The organism is Fibrobacter sp. UBA7003 (genome assembly GCA_002449765.1).
Classification (GTDB): domain Bacteria; phylum Fibrobacterota; class Fibrobacteria; order Fibrobacterales; family Fibrobacteraceae; genus Fibrobacter.
This window is the reverse complement of the sequence record DJXN01000002.1, coordinates 396,212-413,313: the sequence shown is the minus strand read 5'-3', so window position 1 is coordinate 413,313 and position 17,102 is coordinate 396,212. Positions and strand designations below refer to the sequence as shown.

Here is a 17,102-nt window from a genome sequence, read left to right as displayed (position 1 = left end):
AAGATGGTTATGAGCCGGCCCTTCGGCAAGCTCAGGGACCTTGGAGCAATGAAATTTTTCATAAAAACATCCCCGTCTATAGTTTATCTTGTTAAATATAGGTAATGCCCCTGCCAAAGTCCATACCCCCCCCATTGTAAAATTTAGGAAACAAGACAAAAGTCCAGAATAACGCAGAAAAACAACTTTTTTCAAGGTTTTCCGTCAAAAATTTCCTATATGACTCAACTTAGGACATATAGGAGTCATAACTTGCCAAATGTAGGCATTTTATGGTAGATTTGGCGAATTATACACTTGCGGGTCTTAGAGGATTCCTTGAACAGCTTGACTTTTTCAAGGAGTTCCGTCAAGTAATGCTGCGTGACTTCGTAGGGGCTGGTCGAAAACTTCATTTCACAGATGTTGATGACGTTGTCGATGCGGTCGATTAGAAGGTCGAATTGTGCGCCGTCTTTCCCTGTATATATCCAGCTACAAGGGGCACTTTCTATTCCAGAGATTCCGAGTGCGTTCAGGATTTGCGGATAATGCTGAAGGCACAGCATTTCGAATGCGTAGCCGCACCAACTGTTGTATTCAGGCTTACCCTGGATTTGCAGCCATTGGTTGCGGCGACCCTTCGCCCGTTTCGCGAGGATGACGAGAAGGGTTGCGGGGTTTTTAAGGGGCGGAGCCTCCCCCGCCTATGCCTTCAAAGCATATCTTTTATGCGAAATAAGTATTTGGGTTTGTTGCGGGATTTGGTTATTTTTAGGGCATGAGGTGGTTCTGTTTCTTGTTCGTTTTCCTGTTCATGGCGTGTTCGAGCGATGCGGCGTCGCAGGCGGTGCCGAAGGTTTCGGACAAAGGAGGTTCAAGCGTGCAGAGTAGCAAAGGGGCGGCCCCAACGGTCAAGTTGAATTCGGGTTTCGATATGCCGGTTCTCGGGCTTGGCACTTGGACTTTGCGCGGCAAGGTGGCTGAAGACGCAGTCTATGTCGCCATCAAGAACGGGTATCGATTGATTGATACGGCAAAATATTACGACAACGAAGAAGCCGTGGGTAGGGGTATTCGTCGGGCAATTGACGATGGGCTCGTGAAGCGCGGAGATTTGTTCGTGACATCGAAACTGGTGCCGTGGAGCAGTTCCCTGGACGAAGACATCGACGACTCACTCGAAAAGCTGGGGCTCGAATATATTGATTTGATGCTGTTGCACCAGCACGGGAGCGACGCCGAAGACAAGGCGGTTTACAGGGCTATGGAACGTGCTGTGAAGGCGAAGAAGATCCGTTCCATCGGCATATCGAATTACTACACCGAAAAGACGGCGAAGCGCTTTTTTGCCGATTTCGAAATCAAGCCTGCCGTGGTGCAAAACGAGAGCCATGTGTTTTACCAGAACACGGAATTCAAGGAATACGCAAAGCGATACGGCGCCGTGGTGGAATCTTATTACCCGCTGGGCGGGCGCGGCCACACCGAAGATGTTTTGGGGAACAAGGTTGTCGCAAAGATAGCGAAGGCTCACGGGAAATCTGCCGCACAGGTGGTGTTGCGCTGGCACGTGCAATCGGGTTACATTGCCATTCCGGGTTCCAAGAACCCTGACCACATCGCAGAAAACATCTCGATTTTCGACTTCGAGTTGACAGACGACGAAATGAAGCAAATCGCCGCCCTCGATACGGGCCACCGCTACGAGAACTGGTGAAAATTGCCAAAATTTTAGTCAAACTGGATAAAAAAGTACATTTTTTATCCAATACAGTGCATTTATTGAATAAAAAAAGCTATTTTTATGGGTAAAGGACGGTTCATCCTATGAAGATAGCCATACAAAACCAGCGCAAGGAGCGGGACAGACTTCTCGGTCTGCCGTATATCCCCCGTCAAACCATATACAACTTTGACGAATTGCTGAAAAGTCCGAACATCAAGCTTTTGACGGGGCCGAGGCGTGTCGGAAAATCCACCCAGGCCCTTTTGATGTTGCGGGGCAAAAACTTCGCCTACCTGAATTTTGACGACAACGAACTATTGAACAAGTGGGACGAACAGCAGGCCGAGATGTTGCTTGGCGAAATTTATCCGAATTACGAGTACCTGCTGCTGGACGAAGTGCAGAACATTGACGGTTGGGACGTCTGGGTTAATAAACTTTATCGACGTGGTGTAAATTTGGTCATAACCGGCAGTAACGCCAAAATGCTTTCTGGAGAAATGGCAACCGTACTAACTGGCCGCTACCTTGAAATCAACATGCTGCCATTTAGCCTTGCCGAAGCATCGCAGTTTGCAGACCGCTTGGGTAATGCAGAAAAAATACAAGACGACTTCTTGAAAAACGGCGGTTATCCAGAGACTTTTACTCAAAGGTCTATTACCCAAAGTTATTTACAGATCCTTTTCGATTCCATTCTGTACAAGGATATTGTCAGAAGACATAAGATCAGAAACGCAACTGACTTGAACAATGTAGCCATGTTTCTTTTGTCCAATTTCACGGGAACATTTAGCTACAATGACGTGGCAGATGACCTTGGGCTCTCTAGCGTCAGCACAACAAAAAAGTTCATGGATTATTTGCACGAGCCGTTTCTGTTTTATTATCTGGACAGGTATAACAACAAACTAAAGTTGATGAAAAAAGCGCCTCGCAAGGTGTATGTGGTTGACAATGGTTTTGTTGCGTCGAAGGCTTTTAATTTGAGCGATAATCTCGGAAAACTGCTGGAAAACCAGGTCTTTGTGGAGTTGCTCCATCGCGGGTATGACACCGAAAAGACTTTGTTCTATTACCATTCCCGAAACGACAAGGAAACCGACTTTGTACTTCGTGAAGGCAACAAGGTCAAGGAACTTATCCAGGTTTGCTACGACATGTCCAAAGAAAAGACTATAAAGCGGGAAGTAGACAGCATCGTCGAATGTGCGGGAGAACTAGGCTGCGACAACCTGACTATTGTGACATGGAACGAGGAAAGGACTATCGAAAAAAAAGGCTACACCATCAAAGTTGTGCCTGTGGGTAAGTTTTAAACGTCCACTATTCACTTGGCGCATAGCGGATTTATTATATTCTCCCCAAAAGGGGCTTTTTATGTTTGTCGAGACCTACATTTTGCGATTGCTGGCCGGGTTCCTGGAATACGGGACGCTTTCGGCCGTTGCGGACAAACTCTACACTTCGCAGCCGGCGGTGAGCCGCGCGTTCAAGAAGTTGGAAGACGAAATCGGTGCTCCGCTCTTTGAGCGCAAAAAGAACCGCATCGAGCTGAACGAGAAGGGACGCACGGTCGCCGAATATGCGAAGCGCATCATGGATTTGCAAGGCGAGATGATGGAAAAGGTGAGCCCGCAGGGAGCGGGCACGCGCACGTTCTCCATCGCGTCGGTGGCCATCCTCCCCGCCATGCGGATGGTGCAGGAACTGCAGGAGAAATACCCCGGCGCGCAGGTCACCTACGAGATTATCGACAATGAGGCGGGCGTGCTGAAGGCGCTGAACGAAGGCACGGCGGATATCGGCATCACGCTTAAGGCCCCCCGTGCAAAGAAGTACCGTGCCGAAAAATATATGCAGGAGCGGCTCTCGATTGCGCTCCCGAAAAAGCACCCGCTTGCCAAGCGCAAGTCCATCCGGCTCCGGGAACTCAAGGGCGAAACCATCATCCAGCGCAGCAACGTAGGGTTCTGGGAGCAGGTCAAGCGCAAGAAGATTCCCGACGCCACCTTCATCAAGCACGACAGCACAAAGGGCATTTCAAAGCTCATCGAACAGTCTTCGCTGTTGACGTTCGTTTCGGACCAGAAGTTCGATTACGACATTCCCAAGAGCCGCAAGATTGTGCCGCTCGCCGACCGCGAAATGAACGTGGAATTTTTCAAAGTGACGCTGGCGTAGAATCTATTTCCCGCTGGTCGCCTTATCGCCAAACAGTGCGCGGGCATTGCCATCAAGAATCATATCGTAATAGGGCGCAAGGTCAGCCTCTTTTTTCAGATACGCCTTGAGCCGTTCGATGCTCGCGGTAAGCACCTTGGGCGCCACGTAGGGGTAATCGGAGCCGTAAAGCAGGTGGTCGGGCGTGGTGATGGTAAGCATCATGCGGATGGTCTCTGCGGAGTGTGCTCCGGCAAGGTCGTAATAGAGCGAGGCCAGGTTCTTTTCCCAGTCGATATTCCCGATGAGCTTGTTCTGCTGCATCACGGGAATCAGCGACTTCATGCGGGGCAACGCGAGCGGGAGATACGCGCCGCAATGGGGCACCACCACTTTCACGTTTGGGTAGCGAGCCAGCACGTTCCTAGAAATCATGTTGGTGACAGCTCGGGTCGTTTCGGAAAGGTACTCCTGCATGGCAAGCGGGGTCTGCTTCATTACGTCCTTGTTGACGGGCTCCGGCCTGTGAGGGTGCAAAATCACGACGGCGTGCTTTTTATTCAGGTAGTCAAACAGGGCGTCCAGTTCGGGCGCGCCCAGGTACTGCCCCTTTACGTTGGTCGCAAGCTTGATGCAGTCGGCCTTGAGCGTATCGAGGGCGTAAGCCGCTTCGGCGATGGACTTTTTCACGTCGGGCAGCGGGAGTGCCGCGCAGTACATGAATCGACCGGGGTGTTGCTTTTTCAGGGATGAGCCGACCTCGTTCACCTTGCGGATGATTGAGGCGCTTTCGTTCGCGTCGCCGAAATAGGGCTGCGGGGCAGCGAGCGTCAAAACAGAGGTTTGCACCTGAGCTTCGTCCATCCATTTCAGGTGGGCGCTCACGTCCCATTTGGGGAGCGGAAAACCTTCGTCCAACTGCGCGTTATGCTTTTGCAAATTGGCCAAATAATCCGCAGGAATCACATGGGAATGGACGTCGATGGCACCGCCGGCAAAGGCAGCCGCGGCCAGGGATGCGGTCAAAACAATGCTTGCAGTTAAGTAATTCTTAAAATTCATGGCAATCCCGATGATGGTCGACTATGGGTTACGGGCGCAGAACGTCTTCCAGCCATTCTTCGATTTCCTCGCGGCTGGTGCCGATGGCGAAGCGCTTGCTTTCGAGCCATGTGGAATTGGGCGTAAGTTCCTGCAGCAGCTTGGCGCTTTGGCCCAGCGGGCTTGAAGCCGACGTGCAGAAAGTGAGCAGGGTCTTGCCGGAAAAGTCGTAGCCTTCGAGGAACGTGCTTATGATGCGGGGTGCAATCCCGTGCCATATCGGGTGCGCGATGATGACGGTATCGTATTCGTCCATGTTCTCGACAGCGGTTGCGATTTCGGGGCGGGCGGATTCGTCTTTCTGTTCGCGGTCGGCGCGGCAGTCCGTATAATAGGCGATGTCTTCGTCGGTGTAGGGGATTTTCGCGGTGATTTCGAATAATGTTGCGCTTAGGTATTCCGCAGCGTATTCGGCCAGTGGCTTGGTGTTGCCCGTTCTCGAGAAGTAGGCCACGAGTGTTTTGCCACGGGACTTACTCGCCGGAGTGACCTCACCTGTCGGCGAAGACGAACTGTCGTCGGAACACGCAGCAAGGAGGCTCAAAAACAGAGCCAGGAGCAAGGTCGAAAACAACGCGGGCGATTTCATAGGGCTACTTCCTGATGAACTTTTCGTCGGTCTTGGGCATGGTGTTGTCGGGCGTGTAGCGCTCGACCGTCATTTTCAAGTCGTACTTGTCGCGGAGTTTCGCAATCGTCTTCATCATGGGCGAAGCGTGGTGCACGTCGATGGCTGCCTGGCTTTCCCACGCGTCAATCAGCAAGATAGTCTCGGGATCGTCCAGCGACTGGAAATATTCGTAGCGGATGTTGCCCTTCTCGGCACGGATTTTCGCCACCGTCCCGCTAGAGACCATCTCTTCGGCGAACTTCTTTGCCGCCCCGTTCTTACCCGTATAGCGCAGGTTTACCGTAATGTTGCTCATGGCACTCTCCGCAAACACGCTCGCAGCGAGCGCAAGGATTGAAAATAGCGTTAAAAACTTGAGTTTCACTTTGCCACTCCGAAATGTTTCGCATATAATATAAATTTTTTCGGAACATGCACAAAATGCTTAATTTTCATGCTCAGTATGCGTGAGACGCATAGTGAACGAGCTTTTGGGGAGGGGTCGTCTTCGGTTACAGAGGCAGGTCCTTGCCCATGCCGAGCTTGAGTTCTGTGCGCCTGCGTACGACCATCTCGTTGAAGAGGTCGGTGAGGCTGTCCTCGATGCTTATCATGGGTTTCCAGCCGATTTCGTTCACCTTGGTGGGGTCTCCCACAAGAAGCGGAATGTCGTTCGTGCGTTCGTAGGCGGGGTCGAAACGGAAGTCCACGCTCACGTCAGCAATCTCGACGAGCATGTCGACAAGTTCGCGGAAGGTATAGGACTTTCCGCTGCAGATGTTGTAGACTTGGCCGGAGGGGGCCGTGTTGAGAATCTGTATCATCCCGCGGGCAACGTCGCGAACGTCCACCACGTCGCGGCTGATATCAAGACTGCCCGAATAGACAACGGGTTCGGCATGGTAATACTTTATCTTTACCAGCTGGTAGGTAATGGAGGGGATTGCGAAACGCCTGCTGTGGTGCGGACCCGTGAAATGGAAGGGGCGCACGGCGACGATGTGCATGTCGTTTGCGTTGCGGAACTGGTTGCCGAGAATTTCCATGCACGCCTTCGATGTCGCGTAGGGAGTGAGCGGGTTCGGCAGGTCGGTTTCCTTGTGGAGGTAGGTGAGGTGCTGTTCCGTGCGGCCGTAAATTTCGCTTGAACTGAGCAGCATGATTTTCGCCTTCGGAACCACCTGCCTTGCGGCTTCCAGGAGCGTCTGCGTGCCGAGCAGGTTTATGTTCAGGGTCTCGTAGGGCTTCTTGTAGCTGAGCCCCACGGAGGATTGGCTTGCGAGGTGGTAGATGTGCGTAGGCTCGACCTTCTGCATCATCTCCAGCACGTCCTTGAAGTTCAGCATGTCGCCAGTGAGGTACTCCACGCCGTCCACCTTCTGCCAGGGCTGCGGCTGTTCATCGCTGAAACTGTAAAGTCCGCGGCTCGTGCCACTTAGTGCCGAGAGGATATGGAATCCGAGTCCTCCCGTTCCGCCTGTAACTAATATGCTCATATGCTATTCCTCACCTAATTGCATCCCATGCTTTCGTTACAATTTCTTTTTCGATGTTCGTCACTTTTTCGACCGCACCGATTCTGGTGGGCAGAATGTAGACGCGCGTGCCCTTTTCGGCCTTCTTGTCGACCGCCATCGCATCCCAGGCCTTTTCCGTATCCACGCCAAAGGTTTTCGGGAATCCGAGCGCATCGAGGAGCGCGTTCTGGCGGGCCTCTGCCGCGGCATCCATCATACCGAGCATTACGGCGGCCCTTGCGGCAACGCGCATCCCGAGCGAAACCGCGATGCCGTGGCTGAACATGTTGTAGCCGGTAAGTTTTTCGATGGCATGCCCGAAGGTGTGCCCGTAGTTGAGAATGGCGCGCAGGCCCGATTCCTTCTCGTCGATGCCCACGACCTCTGCCTTGATCTGGCAGCTGCGGAAAATCATGTGCTTGAGCGCATCGAAGTCACGGTTCTTGATGGCATTTACGTTGCCTTCCAGGTAGCGGAAGAATTCCTCGTCGTAGATGACGCCGTATTTGACGATTTCGGCAAGGCCCGCGAGGTATTCGGTGTCGTTGAGGGTCGAAAGTACCGAGATGTCGCAAACCACCGCGCGGGGCTGGTAGAACGCGCCTATCATGTTCTTGCCTTCGGGGTGGTTCACCGCCACCTTGCCGCCCACGGAACTGTCGACCATGCTGAGGAGGGTCGTGGGGAACTGGATGAACGGGATGCCGCGCTGGTAGGTGGCGGCTCCGAAGCCGGCCATGTCGCCAACGACACCGCCGCTGAACTGCAGAAGGCAACTCTTGCGGGTGTAGCCGCGGTGCAGCATGAACGTGAAAAGCTGGTTCAGGTTGTGGAGCGTCTTGTTGCGTTCGCCCGCCTGGAACTTGAATACGGGACACCTGCCGGCTTGGCCGCGGAGCATGTTCAGCATGTTGCCCTGCGCCTTCGCGATGGTCGTGTCGGTGCATACCAGAAATTCGTGTGAGGGGGAGAGCTGCAGGCCTTCGAGCAGGCATGCCGTCTCGGGGACGATATCCTTCCCGATAAAGATGGGGTAGCGGCCCCCGCTGCTCGGGTAAACATCGAGCGCGTGGCTCTTCCAAAACTGCAACATGCGCAGGATTCGCTCGATGATGTGGGAATCGTTCACGTCGTTCGTGCTTTCCACGCTGAAATCCGCCTGCGCGTAGTTCTTTTCGCGCTCCTTGAGCATCACCTTGATTTTCGCGAGGCGTTCCTCGTCGCTGAGGTTTGCGAGCAGCGGGCGCGTGTTCTTGCGGCCGATGCGTTCACTCAGTATTTCGGGCTTGGCCCACAGGCGGATGAGCGTTCCCGATTCGCGGATGACCTTCACGTTTTCGGGATTGTTGATGGCGCCGCCGCCGAGCGATACCACCTGGGGTGTCTCGTTGGCCGCGATTTCTGCAATCACGTCGCGTTCCATCTCGCGGAACTTCGCTTCGCCATCCTGTTCAAAGATCTCGCTGATGCTCTTGCCTGCGCGCTCGACGATAACTGCGTCGGTATCGACGAGCGGGCGGCCCAGGCGTTCGGAAAGGGTGCGGCCCGTGCGGCTCTTGCCGCTGGCCATGAATCCGGTGAGGAAAATATGCTCTTTCATGTTAGCCCTGCATCCCTTTGCGCATAATCGCAGTCAGTTCTTCGTTGGTGCGGCCCTCCGTCTCCTTCGGGAACCACTTGCGGAAACTTTCCAACCCCTGGTGTACGAGCATGCCTTCGCCCGTGACGACCTTGCAGCCCTTCGCCTCTGCCATCTGCAATAGCCTGGTGCGCGGCGGCGCGTACACGATGTCGCACACGACCTGCCCCTTGTGGAGGCATTCCGCGGGGAGCGGGCTTTCGCCTTCGTTCGGGGTCATGCCCACGGATGTCGCGTTGATGATGATGTCGAAATCGGCGGAGATGCTTTCGAAGTCGGCGAAGGTCGAAACCTTTACCCCGACCTCGACAAATACCGCATTAAGGCTGTCGGCGAGCGCCTGGCCCTTTTCTGCCGTGCGGCACACGATGGTGAGCGCGTTGCCCTGTTCCACGAGCGTAAACGCGATTGCCTTTGCGGCGCCGCCGTTCCCGAGGAGCGCCACGCGCTTGTTGCTGACGTTCACGCCGTTCTCTTCGAGGTTGCGGATGCAGCCGTACGGGTCGGTTGTCGTTCCGCGGAGGGTGCCCCCGACAATTCCGTCCTTCCAGTATAGCGTGTTCACGCTGCCGGTAAACTTGCTGATGTTGCTAAGCTCGTCTACGAGCCTGGGGGTTCCGTCGCAACCTACGAATTCGGTCTTGTACGGGATGGTGACGTTTGCCCCCCGGAAATTCATTGCCCTGAACCCGCGGATGGCGTCCGCGAATTTTTCCGGTTCTGGTGCATGGGGGAGGTAGCGTGCGTTGATTCCTAGCGCCTCGAAAAGGGCGTTGTGCATCGCGGGCGACTTGCTGTGCGCCACCGGATGCCCGAAGATACAGAGCGTCTCTGTTTTTCCGTCGATACGGTTCAATTTTACCTCTTTTGTCCGCCCACCTGGGGCTGAACTATAAATAATCCTTACAAAAGATATATAATATTTAGGGCAAAAGAGGATTTACTATGAAAAATTTTGTTGCCTTGTGTGTTTGTGCCTTTGCGCTGCTTGCTTGTGAATCGGATGAGCCGCAGAAGGCCGATAAGCAGGCGGTCGAGGCTCAGGCTTCAGTCCGGGAAAATACGGCCCAGCCGCAGAATTCCGCAGTGGATACGACAACCGACATGCAAGTTTTTGCTTACATCCTGGGCTCGGTCTACGGGTTGCCGTCGTACATGAATACGCCCCAGCGGGTCGGCGCAATGCTTGAACTCGATGCTATGATTCAGGGAATCGCCGACAACGAGAGGGCTCTGAAGGATTCAAGTTGGAAACTCCAGCTTTCGGCGGAAGAACAAAATGCGGTCAACAAGCACTACGACAAGGTGGCAAAGGAACGCAGGGAGGCGGGTGAAAACGCGTCGCCGATTGCTATTGCAGGGCCGATCACGGGCAAGAAGGTTGTCCTTGCGGACACGGCGTCCATGATAGTCAAGTATTCCTACACGCAGGGCGTGACAATCGATATTCTCTTTGATGGGATGAGAAAAAATTTCGGTGAGGATTTCGAGGCGAGATTCTTTATCCAGGGCGTGCGTGAATCCATCTACGGGATGATGGATTCGTCTTTCAAGAAGGCTTTTACGGATGAGAGGCTCAACGCGGTAAACACGAAGTACAAGGCCCGCATGGAAAAAATTCGCGAAGAACAGCGCCGTCGGTAAGATTTTTGTATTATATTTTCGCAAAACTTTAAAGGAGTAATATGAAAAACATGAAAATTCTCGTCATGGCTCTGGCTGCGGCCTTGTGCACGTCCGCCTATGCCGATACCTATTATGTTAGCAAGGAAACCGGTTCCAATCGCAAGGACGGCCTTTCTGCCGACAAGCCGATGAAGAACCTCCAGAAGGCGCTCGATGCCGCTCCGGCTGGTTCTACCATCCTCGTTGCCGAGGGTAACTACTTCGGTACGCTCGACTGCGGCAATATCCTTGTCACCAAGCCGGTGACTATCGTTGGCGGTTATTCCACCGATTTCAAGACCCGCGACGTGCTCAAGTACAAGACCCTGATCGAACCCACTGCCGAGTCCAACGGAACGGCAAAGGGCAATGGCACCATGCAGATCAAGCTGGACGGAGGCAAGGTCGTCATTGACGGTCTCCTGTTCAACCGCGGCAACTCCATCGCCTATAACGGTGACAAGGATCCGAACCGTGCGGGCAAGCCTGAAGGCGTGGAAAGCGGTATGATGCAGCCGATCGGGGCTGCCGGTGTCGGTGGTCCGGACCTGACCGGCCGCGTCCTCACGACCGAGACTTCCGAAATCTACCTCGACAACCCGACCGTCGACTTGGTCATCAAGAACTGCGCCTTCGTGAACGCTCCCAACTACGCTATCCGCGGCATGTTCAAGGGGACGGCCGAAATTTCGAACAACATATTCGTTGCGCTCCGTATGGCAGGTCTTGAACTCCGTGGTTCCAGCGCCAAGGAAAATGCCGTTGTCAAGTTCCATCACAACACCCTGCTCTTTGCATGGTCTCGTCTCAAGGACCAGGGCGACATGGGCTACGGATACCGCTACATGCCGGGTCTCAACGCCTACATCGACCACAACATTATCGGTTGCACCATCATGGCCGCCCTTGATCGTGGCCATGTCGATAGCGACAAGAAGAAGGAAGCTGCCCGCGTGACGACCGCGACCAACAACATCTTCTTCCTGAACAAGCAGGCCGACCTCATGATTCCGGGCGGTGGACAGTTCATGCGTATCTGGGCCAAGGACTTCGAGGATGTGGAACAGCTCGCCGAGGTCGAAGGCAACAAGACTCTCAAGGATCCGTCCGTGTTCAAGGGCAAGCTTGACGAAGCCTACCTGAACGGCTTCCTCAACGCAAGCTACAAGGAAAAGACCGATTACGATCCGAATTCTCCGGCGAACACCTTCCGTGCTGCGATGGGCATGAACATGGTCGGCAAGATGGAATCTTCCGCCACGATGTTCATGAACCGCTATCCGTTTGCGAAGGCGCTCGAACTGTTCGGTGCCGTGGAAGGCACTGGCGCCCAGGTTCCCAAGAACTAGAACTGCGACGGCATCCCGTCCGGTTTGAATGTGTCCCCGATTCGTTCGGGGGCTTTTTTTTATATTTGTTCCGTTAAAAACCAAAGGTTCAACTATGGAAATCCCTGAATCCTCGAATTTTGTACAGGACATCATCGTCAACGACCTCAAGACGGGCAAGCGCACCAAGGTGCATACCCGTTTCCCGCCCGAACCCAACGGCTACATCCACATCGGGCACGCCAAGTCCATCTGCCTGAATTTCGGTACCGCCATCAAGTACAAGGATTTCGGCGGCATCACGAACCTGCGCTTTGACGACACGAACCCCTCCAAGGAAGACGTGGAATACGTGGACTCCATCCGCGAAGATGTGAAGTGGCTCGGTTTTGAATGGAAGGGCGGCGAATACTTTGCCAGCGACTACTACGACCAGATTTACGCTTTTGCCGAAAAGCTTATCGAGATGGGCAAGGCCTACGTGGAAGACCTGACTCGCGACGAGATGCAGGAATACCGCGGCAACGATGCCGGCAAGCCCAGCCGCCCGAGCCCTTACCGCGACCGCAGCATCGAAGAGAACATGAAGCTCTTCCGCGAAATGCGCGACGGCAAGTACGCCGATGGCGAGAAGTGCCTCCGTGCGAAGGTGGACCTCGCTAGCCCGAACATGAACATGCGTGACCCGGTCATCTACCGCATCAAGCACTGCACCCACCACCGCACCGGCGACAAGTGGTGCATCTACCCGATGTACGACTTTGCCCACCCGCTCAGCGACTGGATCGAAGGCATCACGCACTCCATCTGTACGCTGGAATTCGAGGCGCACCGCCCGCTGTACGACTGGTTCCTGATTGAACTTGGCCTCGACAACCGCCCGCAGCAGATTGAATTTGCCCGCCTGAACCTGACCTACACCATGATGAGCAAGCGCAAGCTCTTGGAACTGGTGGAAACGAAGGCCGTGATGGGTTGGAACGACCCGCGCATGCCGACGGTTTGCGGTTACCGCCGCCGTGGCTTTACGCCCAGTTCCATCCGCGAGTTCTGCGACCGCATTGGCGTGTCGAAGGCCGACTCCATGGTCGACGTGAACCTCTTGTACTTCTGCATCCGCGAAGAACTGAACAAGACGGCGAACCGCGTGATGGCGGTTATCGACCCGGTGAAGCTCGTGATTGACAACTGGGAAGACGGCAAGGTCGAGATGATCAAGGTGGAAAACAACCCGAACGATCCCGCTGCCGGTACCCGCGAAGTCCCCTTCGGTAAGGAACTCTACATCGAGGCCGACGACTTCATGGAAGAACCGCCCAAGAAGTACTTCCGCCTCAAGCCGGATGGCGAAGTCCGCCTGAAGGGCGCCTACTTCGTGACCTGCAAGAGCGTCGAGAAGGACGCCAACGGCAAGGTGACGGTGATTCACTGCGAATACGACCCGCAGAGCAAGGGTGGCGAGACTCCCGATGGCCGCAAGGTCAAGGGCACCATCCACTGGGTTTCTGCGGCCCATGCCGTGGACGCCGAAGTGCGCCTGATTAACAACCTCTTCACGCTCGAAGATCCGGCTGCGGTTCCCGAGGGCGAAGACTGGCACGACTACCTGAACCCGGAATCCATGGTGATCAAGCAGGCCAAGGTGGAACCGAGCCTCGCAAACGCGAAGCTGGAAGACCGTTTCCAGTTCATGCGCCAGGGCTACTTCTGCCTCGATAGCGAAGATTCCAAGCCGGGCCACCTGGTGTTCAACCGCACGGTGGATCTGAAGGATTCCTTCGCTAAACAAGTGAAGTAATTCGCCGATAAACTTCGCAATACTGTGTCACGCGAACTCTCGCTGTATGTCAATACAGCTTCGATTCGCGTTCCTTGTCTTGCTCGTTTCTAGGCGAATTACAGTTTGATTGATTACAATGTTTTTAATAAATTAAAGGGTGGCTTTTGTGTCACCTTTATCATTTTTTATATATACTTACAGTATGAAATTCAAGACACTTCTCATTTTCTGCATGTCTGCCGCAGTCGCCTTTGCGGAAGACGACAACCCCTTGAAGCGCGCAATGGAAACTTTGAACGCCTCCAAGATTGCCTATTCCGTGAAGGAACTCAAGAAACCCTTCCCGGAACCGGACCGCAGCAACTTGCTGAACATGCCCGCCTACCGCAGGTTTGTGGATGGAGGTTACAAGGTGACCGCCTTCGAGTTCAAGGGTGACGTGAAGAAGGCTTTAGACAAGGCGGAGGACCTCTTTTCCAAGAAGGAATACGCGAAGGCCCGCGATGCCTACAAGCGCGTGTTGCTGCTTGACCCGAATGCGACCATCGTGATGGCCTACATCGCGCAGACCTTCGGTATAGAGCAGAACTGGGACATGGCTGAGTCCTGGTACAAGAAGGCGATTGAGGCGAACTACATCGATTACCTTGCGCACTGGCTGCTTGCCGACGTTTACCGCAACAAGGGCGACAGGAAAAGGGCCCTCGAGGAGATTTCTATAGCGAAGGTGCTGAACCGTAATAACCCGCGGCTCGAATCCCTGCGCCAGAAAATCTATGCGGCCAACGGGCTCGATTCAAGCCACTGGGCGTTCAACCCGCAGGCACGTGTCCTCCAGACACCCGATGGTTCCGTGGTGGTGGAGGCCGATACCCTCTGGATGTATTACGCGTTTATCGAGGCCGCGTGGAAGTTCGAACCCGAGTACAAGAAGCGTGCCGAGGCAAACAAGGACATGGGCGAGGCGATGATCAAGGAATGCCTTGCCGGCCTGTTGCCGAAAATTGATGAACGCAAGGCGAATTCAAAGACTCTTACCCGCCTGAACAAGGCCCTTTCGGCAGGGAAGATCAATTCCTTTATCATGTACGAAATCATTCTTCCGAATAAACCCTCGCTGGCGTACTACCTTGATAAAAAGCAGATAGAAGCCCTCGGGGATTACGTCATCTGGTCAAATCAGAAATAACTGGCGGAATTCCTTAGTCTTTTACACAACGGATGTAGTTTCCTCGATCCTTTAATTCGATTCCAACTTTCGCTATCTGGGTGTAGTGATGGAATTCCAACACATGCCCGTAATACACGCCATCTTCTGTGGGACTCCAGTAGTTGACGATTATCCCGTCAGAGATGAAAATCCCGTTTTCCTCTAGGTACCCGTCAGGAGATGCATTGAACCCGTACAAATTCGTTCCATTAGAACTGTTTCCCTCGTGATTGATTGCCCAACCTTCGGTGGATTTGAGGGCGGTTACGGCATTTTCTGCGCCGCCAACGGCTTCAATTAGCGTGTTGAATTCGCTATTATCGGGAAGGTGCCAACCGTCGGGGCATATGCCCTGTGCCGGATATTTGGGGGAGCACTTGTGCATCCAACCGCACCCGGTTTTTGCGGTGTCCATTGCGGCTGACCACAGGTAAATGCGCCCGAACTTTTCGCAGTTTTCAGGAACATTGTCAAAGCAGTAGTTCCCGTAACTTAGGGAGTCTATCTTGTAGTCGTAATTCAAGTTCTCGGCCATCCACATCTGACTCTTTATGCCTACGGTCTTGTAGGTTTTCCCGTCCCTCTTGTCTGTAAGCGTACCGAAGTTCAGGTGCTCGAAATCGAATGCCCAGCCATCATCGGTACACTTGTAGTAGGAATACTGATTCTCGAGTAGAACGTTTTCGTTTTTCAGGTAACTCACGCACCCCTTGTTCCACTTGATTTCTTCCTTTGTTGCCTGGCGAAGCGTGTCCTTGTCAAATACGTACTTGCTCCCGGAAATCGGTCCCGTCAGTATTGCGCCATCCTTGCTATTTTTCGGTTTCCATTCCAGAGTATCTTTCTCGACATTTGTGGCGAGTCTCCATTTGGAGTCGCCCACGCAGGTAAAGCGTTCCTTGGACTTGGCTGTGTCGGCGTATGTCTTGGCGAAAAATCTGGAATCACTGTTCGTAACTCTCTTTACGGTTCCTTTGGGAATGCTGTCGCTACCGCATGCGCCGAGCCCGTTTTCGATGCTCCAGTACTGGCGAATGATTTTGGCGAATGTTGCGTTTGATTTCATAAGGGTTGTGTCGGTTGCGTCAAAATCTCGGGCCCAGTCGGCTATGGTGGCTAGTTTTTTGGCGTCGTTCCATTTTCCATCTTCGCGAAAGTCCGTGGAAAAGTCGGTTAAAAGAATGCTTAAGTCGGATTCGTTTCGTTCTCCCTGCAACAATACAGATACGGCCAGCAATGCCGCATCGGCATCTGTTTTGCCGGTTACGTCAAGTTTTTCGGACTTGTCGAATTTTTCTGCATCGATATGGAAAGTCTTGAATATTTCGGATTGCGCAATTGCCTTGGCGGAATCGACACTCATCTTTTTCTGCGTAACAAGATATTGTATACGGTCGTACTCCAAATGTGTCAGGAGGTTTATGTTTGCGGTTCTATCTTTGGAAATGTCTACAAGACTCTTTAACTTTATCGTGGAAACAGTCCCCTTTCCCGTGATTTCGTTCTTGTACCGTCCATCGGCAAGGAGCATGGCGTATTGGCATTCCAAGTCGATATCTGAAAACTTGAAACGACCGTCATCGGATTCGATGGTTGTGATGTAATTCCCCTTTGTCTGTTTTAGTGTCTTGCCGTCGGTTAGTTCGTACAGGTAAACGGAAGAACCTTTTTGGAAGGGACCCTTCTGCGCAAAGCCTGTCAGCGAATCGATAGATACGGGAATCTTGTCGGAACGCCCTACGTAGAACGTGATGGAATCCGAACCACAGATAATTCGGGCGTTGATTTCGTCAATCTTTGTGATGGAACAGCCTGCACCGTCCTTACCGTCTTTGCCGTCGCGACCGTTGTACACGACGCCGACGGAATCCTCGCCACATAGGATTTTTAATCCGGTCTTGTTTTGCAGGGGTTCTGCCGTGCAACTCTTGCCATCCTTGCCGTCGGAGCCGTCTTTCCCATTCAGTAGAGTGGCGACGGAATCACCGTCACACAGGACCTTTACGCCCGATTCATCGGCGAGGGACTCCATTGAGCAACCTTCAAGTTCTTCGTCCTCTGGCGGAAAATATACATTTGGATCATCGGAGGTGGCGTTTCCGCAGGCGAAAAGCCCGAGCGAACTGATTATGCCGAATGCGGCAAGGATTCTTTGTGAAGTCATATAGGCCCTGCATTCTGTTTTACGGTAATATACATTTAAAGAAAGCAGGTGTGTATATGTTTTCGTTCTTGAACCAGCTATGTATGGGGCATATCACATAAAAAAGGGCATCCTTGCGCTGAAGATGCCCGTGCCATTAATCCGCGATCTCCGCGTTTTGCCTATTATTTGTATGCTAACAAGGATTATGCGAGCATGAGTAAGAACGTGAAACTCT

Annotated in this window: 16 protein-coding genes; 7 read left to right on the top strand and 9 right to left on the bottom strand. The window is 53.2% G+C overall.

The features are described 5' to 3' along the window. A partial coding sequence (locus B2952_RS02280) for a hypothetical protein (protein ID WP_290781476.1) occupies positions 1-195 on the bottom strand: 195 nt, incomplete at its 3' end. 50 nt (positions 196-245) lie between these two features. After that, complete coding sequence (locus B2952_RS02275; RefSeq protein ID WP_290781474.1) at positions 246-548, bottom strand: hypothetical protein; 303 nt, start codon at positions 546-548, stop codon at positions 246-248. Between the two features lie 212 nt (positions 549-760). Here B2952_RS02275 and B2952_RS02270 point away from each other — a divergent pair, with 212 nt between their 5' ends. The 3 genes from B2952_RS02270 (at position 761) to B2952_RS02260 (ending at position 3,892) form a co-directional block, all read left to right on the top strand. After that, positions 761-1,699 carry an aldo/keto reductase gene (locus B2952_RS02270; protein ID WP_290735486.1) on the top strand — a complete coding sequence of 313 codons (939 nt, stop codon included), beginning with the start codon at positions 761-763 and terminating at the stop codon, positions 1,697-1,699. Positions 1,700-1,809: 110 nt separating this feature from the next. Further along, positions 1,810-3,027 (top strand): ATP-binding protein, encoded by a 1,218-nt coding sequence (locus tag B2952_RS02265; RefSeq protein ID WP_290729109.1) that lies wholly within the window; start codon positions 1,810-1,812, stop codon positions 3,025-3,027. Positions 3,028-3,088: 61 nt separating this feature from the next. Then, a complete protein-coding gene (locus B2952_RS02260; protein ID WP_290729111.1) occupies positions 3,089-3,892 on the top strand; it encodes a LysR family transcriptional regulator in 804 nt (267 codons plus the stop codon). Positions 3,893-3,895: 3 nt separating this feature from the next. Here B2952_RS02260 and B2952_RS02255 read toward each other — a convergent pair whose 3' ends face one another. From B2952_RS02255 to aroE, 6 genes are all read right to left on the bottom strand, one after another. Further along, a complete protein-coding gene (locus B2952_RS02255; RefSeq protein WP_290729113.1) occupies positions 3,896-4,933 on the bottom strand; it encodes an amidohydrolase family protein in 1,038 nt (345 codons plus the stop codon). A gap of 28 nt (positions 4,934-4,961) precedes the next feature. Beyond that, a complete protein-coding gene (locus B2952_RS02250; protein WP_290729115.1) occupies positions 4,962-5,561 on the bottom strand; it encodes a flavodoxin in 600 nt (199 codons plus the stop codon). Positions 5,562-5,565: 4 nt separating this feature from the next. Further along, a complete protein-coding gene (locus B2952_RS02245) occupies positions 5,566-5,898 on the bottom strand; it encodes a putative quinol monooxygenase (protein ID WP_072980505.1) in 333 nt (110 codons plus the stop codon). A 196-nt stretch (positions 5,899-6,094) separates the two neighbouring features. Continuing rightward, entirely contained in the window at positions 6,095-7,078 is a 984-nt protein-coding gene (locus B2952_RS02240; RefSeq protein WP_173366634.1) for a GDP-mannose 4,6-dehydratase, read from the bottom strand. Positions 7,079-7,088: 10 nt separating this feature from the next. Next, entirely contained in the window at positions 7,089-8,699 is a 1,611-nt protein-coding gene (aroB, locus tag B2952_RS02235; protein ID WP_290729118.1) for a 3-dehydroquinate synthase, read from the bottom strand. Between the two features lies 1 nt (position 8,700). After that, a complete protein-coding gene (gene aroE, locus B2952_RS02230) occupies positions 8,701-9,594 on the bottom strand; it encodes a shikimate dehydrogenase (RefSeq protein WP_290726966.1) in 894 nt (297 codons plus the stop codon). An 89-nt stretch (positions 9,595-9,683) separates the two neighbouring features. On the opposite strand from aroE, the gene B2952_RS02225 reads away from it, so the two are divergent. The 4 genes from B2952_RS02225 to B2952_RS02210 all read left to right on the top strand — a co-directional run bounded on the left by B2952_RS02225 (position 9,684) and on the right by B2952_RS02210 (position 14,700). After that, positions 9,684-10,382 carry a hypothetical protein gene (locus B2952_RS02225; protein ID WP_290726965.1) on the top strand — a complete coding sequence of 233 codons (699 nt, stop codon included), beginning with the start codon at positions 9,684-9,686 and terminating at the stop codon, positions 10,380-10,382. A gap of 41 nt (positions 10,383-10,423) precedes the next feature. Beyond that, positions 10,424-11,752, top strand: coding sequence for a hypothetical protein (locus tag B2952_RS02220; protein WP_173381839.1), 1,329 nt, complete (start codon positions 10,424-10,426; stop codon positions 11,750-11,752). Positions 11,753-11,846: 94 nt separating this feature from the next. Beyond that, the gene (locus B2952_RS02215; protein ID WP_290781472.1) at positions 11,847-13,529 is read left to right on the top strand and encodes a glutamine--tRNA ligase/YqeY domain fusion protein; all 1,683 of its coding nucleotides are present in this window, start codon (positions 11,847-11,849) and stop codon (positions 13,527-13,529) included. A 184-nt stretch (positions 13,530-13,713) separates the two neighbouring features. Then, entirely contained in the window at positions 13,714-14,700 is a 987-nt protein-coding gene (locus B2952_RS02210; protein WP_290735495.1) for a tetratricopeptide repeat protein, read from the top strand. Between the two features lie 13 nt (positions 14,701-14,713). On the opposite strand, the gene B2952_RS02205 is transcribed toward B2952_RS02210, so the two are convergent. Further along, on the bottom strand, positions 14,714-16,885 hold the full coding sequence (locus tag B2952_RS02205; RefSeq protein ID WP_290729124.1) for a fibrobacter succinogenes major paralogous domain-containing protein: 2,172 nt from the start codon (positions 16,883-16,885) through the stop codon (positions 14,714-14,716). Between the last annotated feature and the right edge of the window lie 217 nt (positions 16,886-17,102).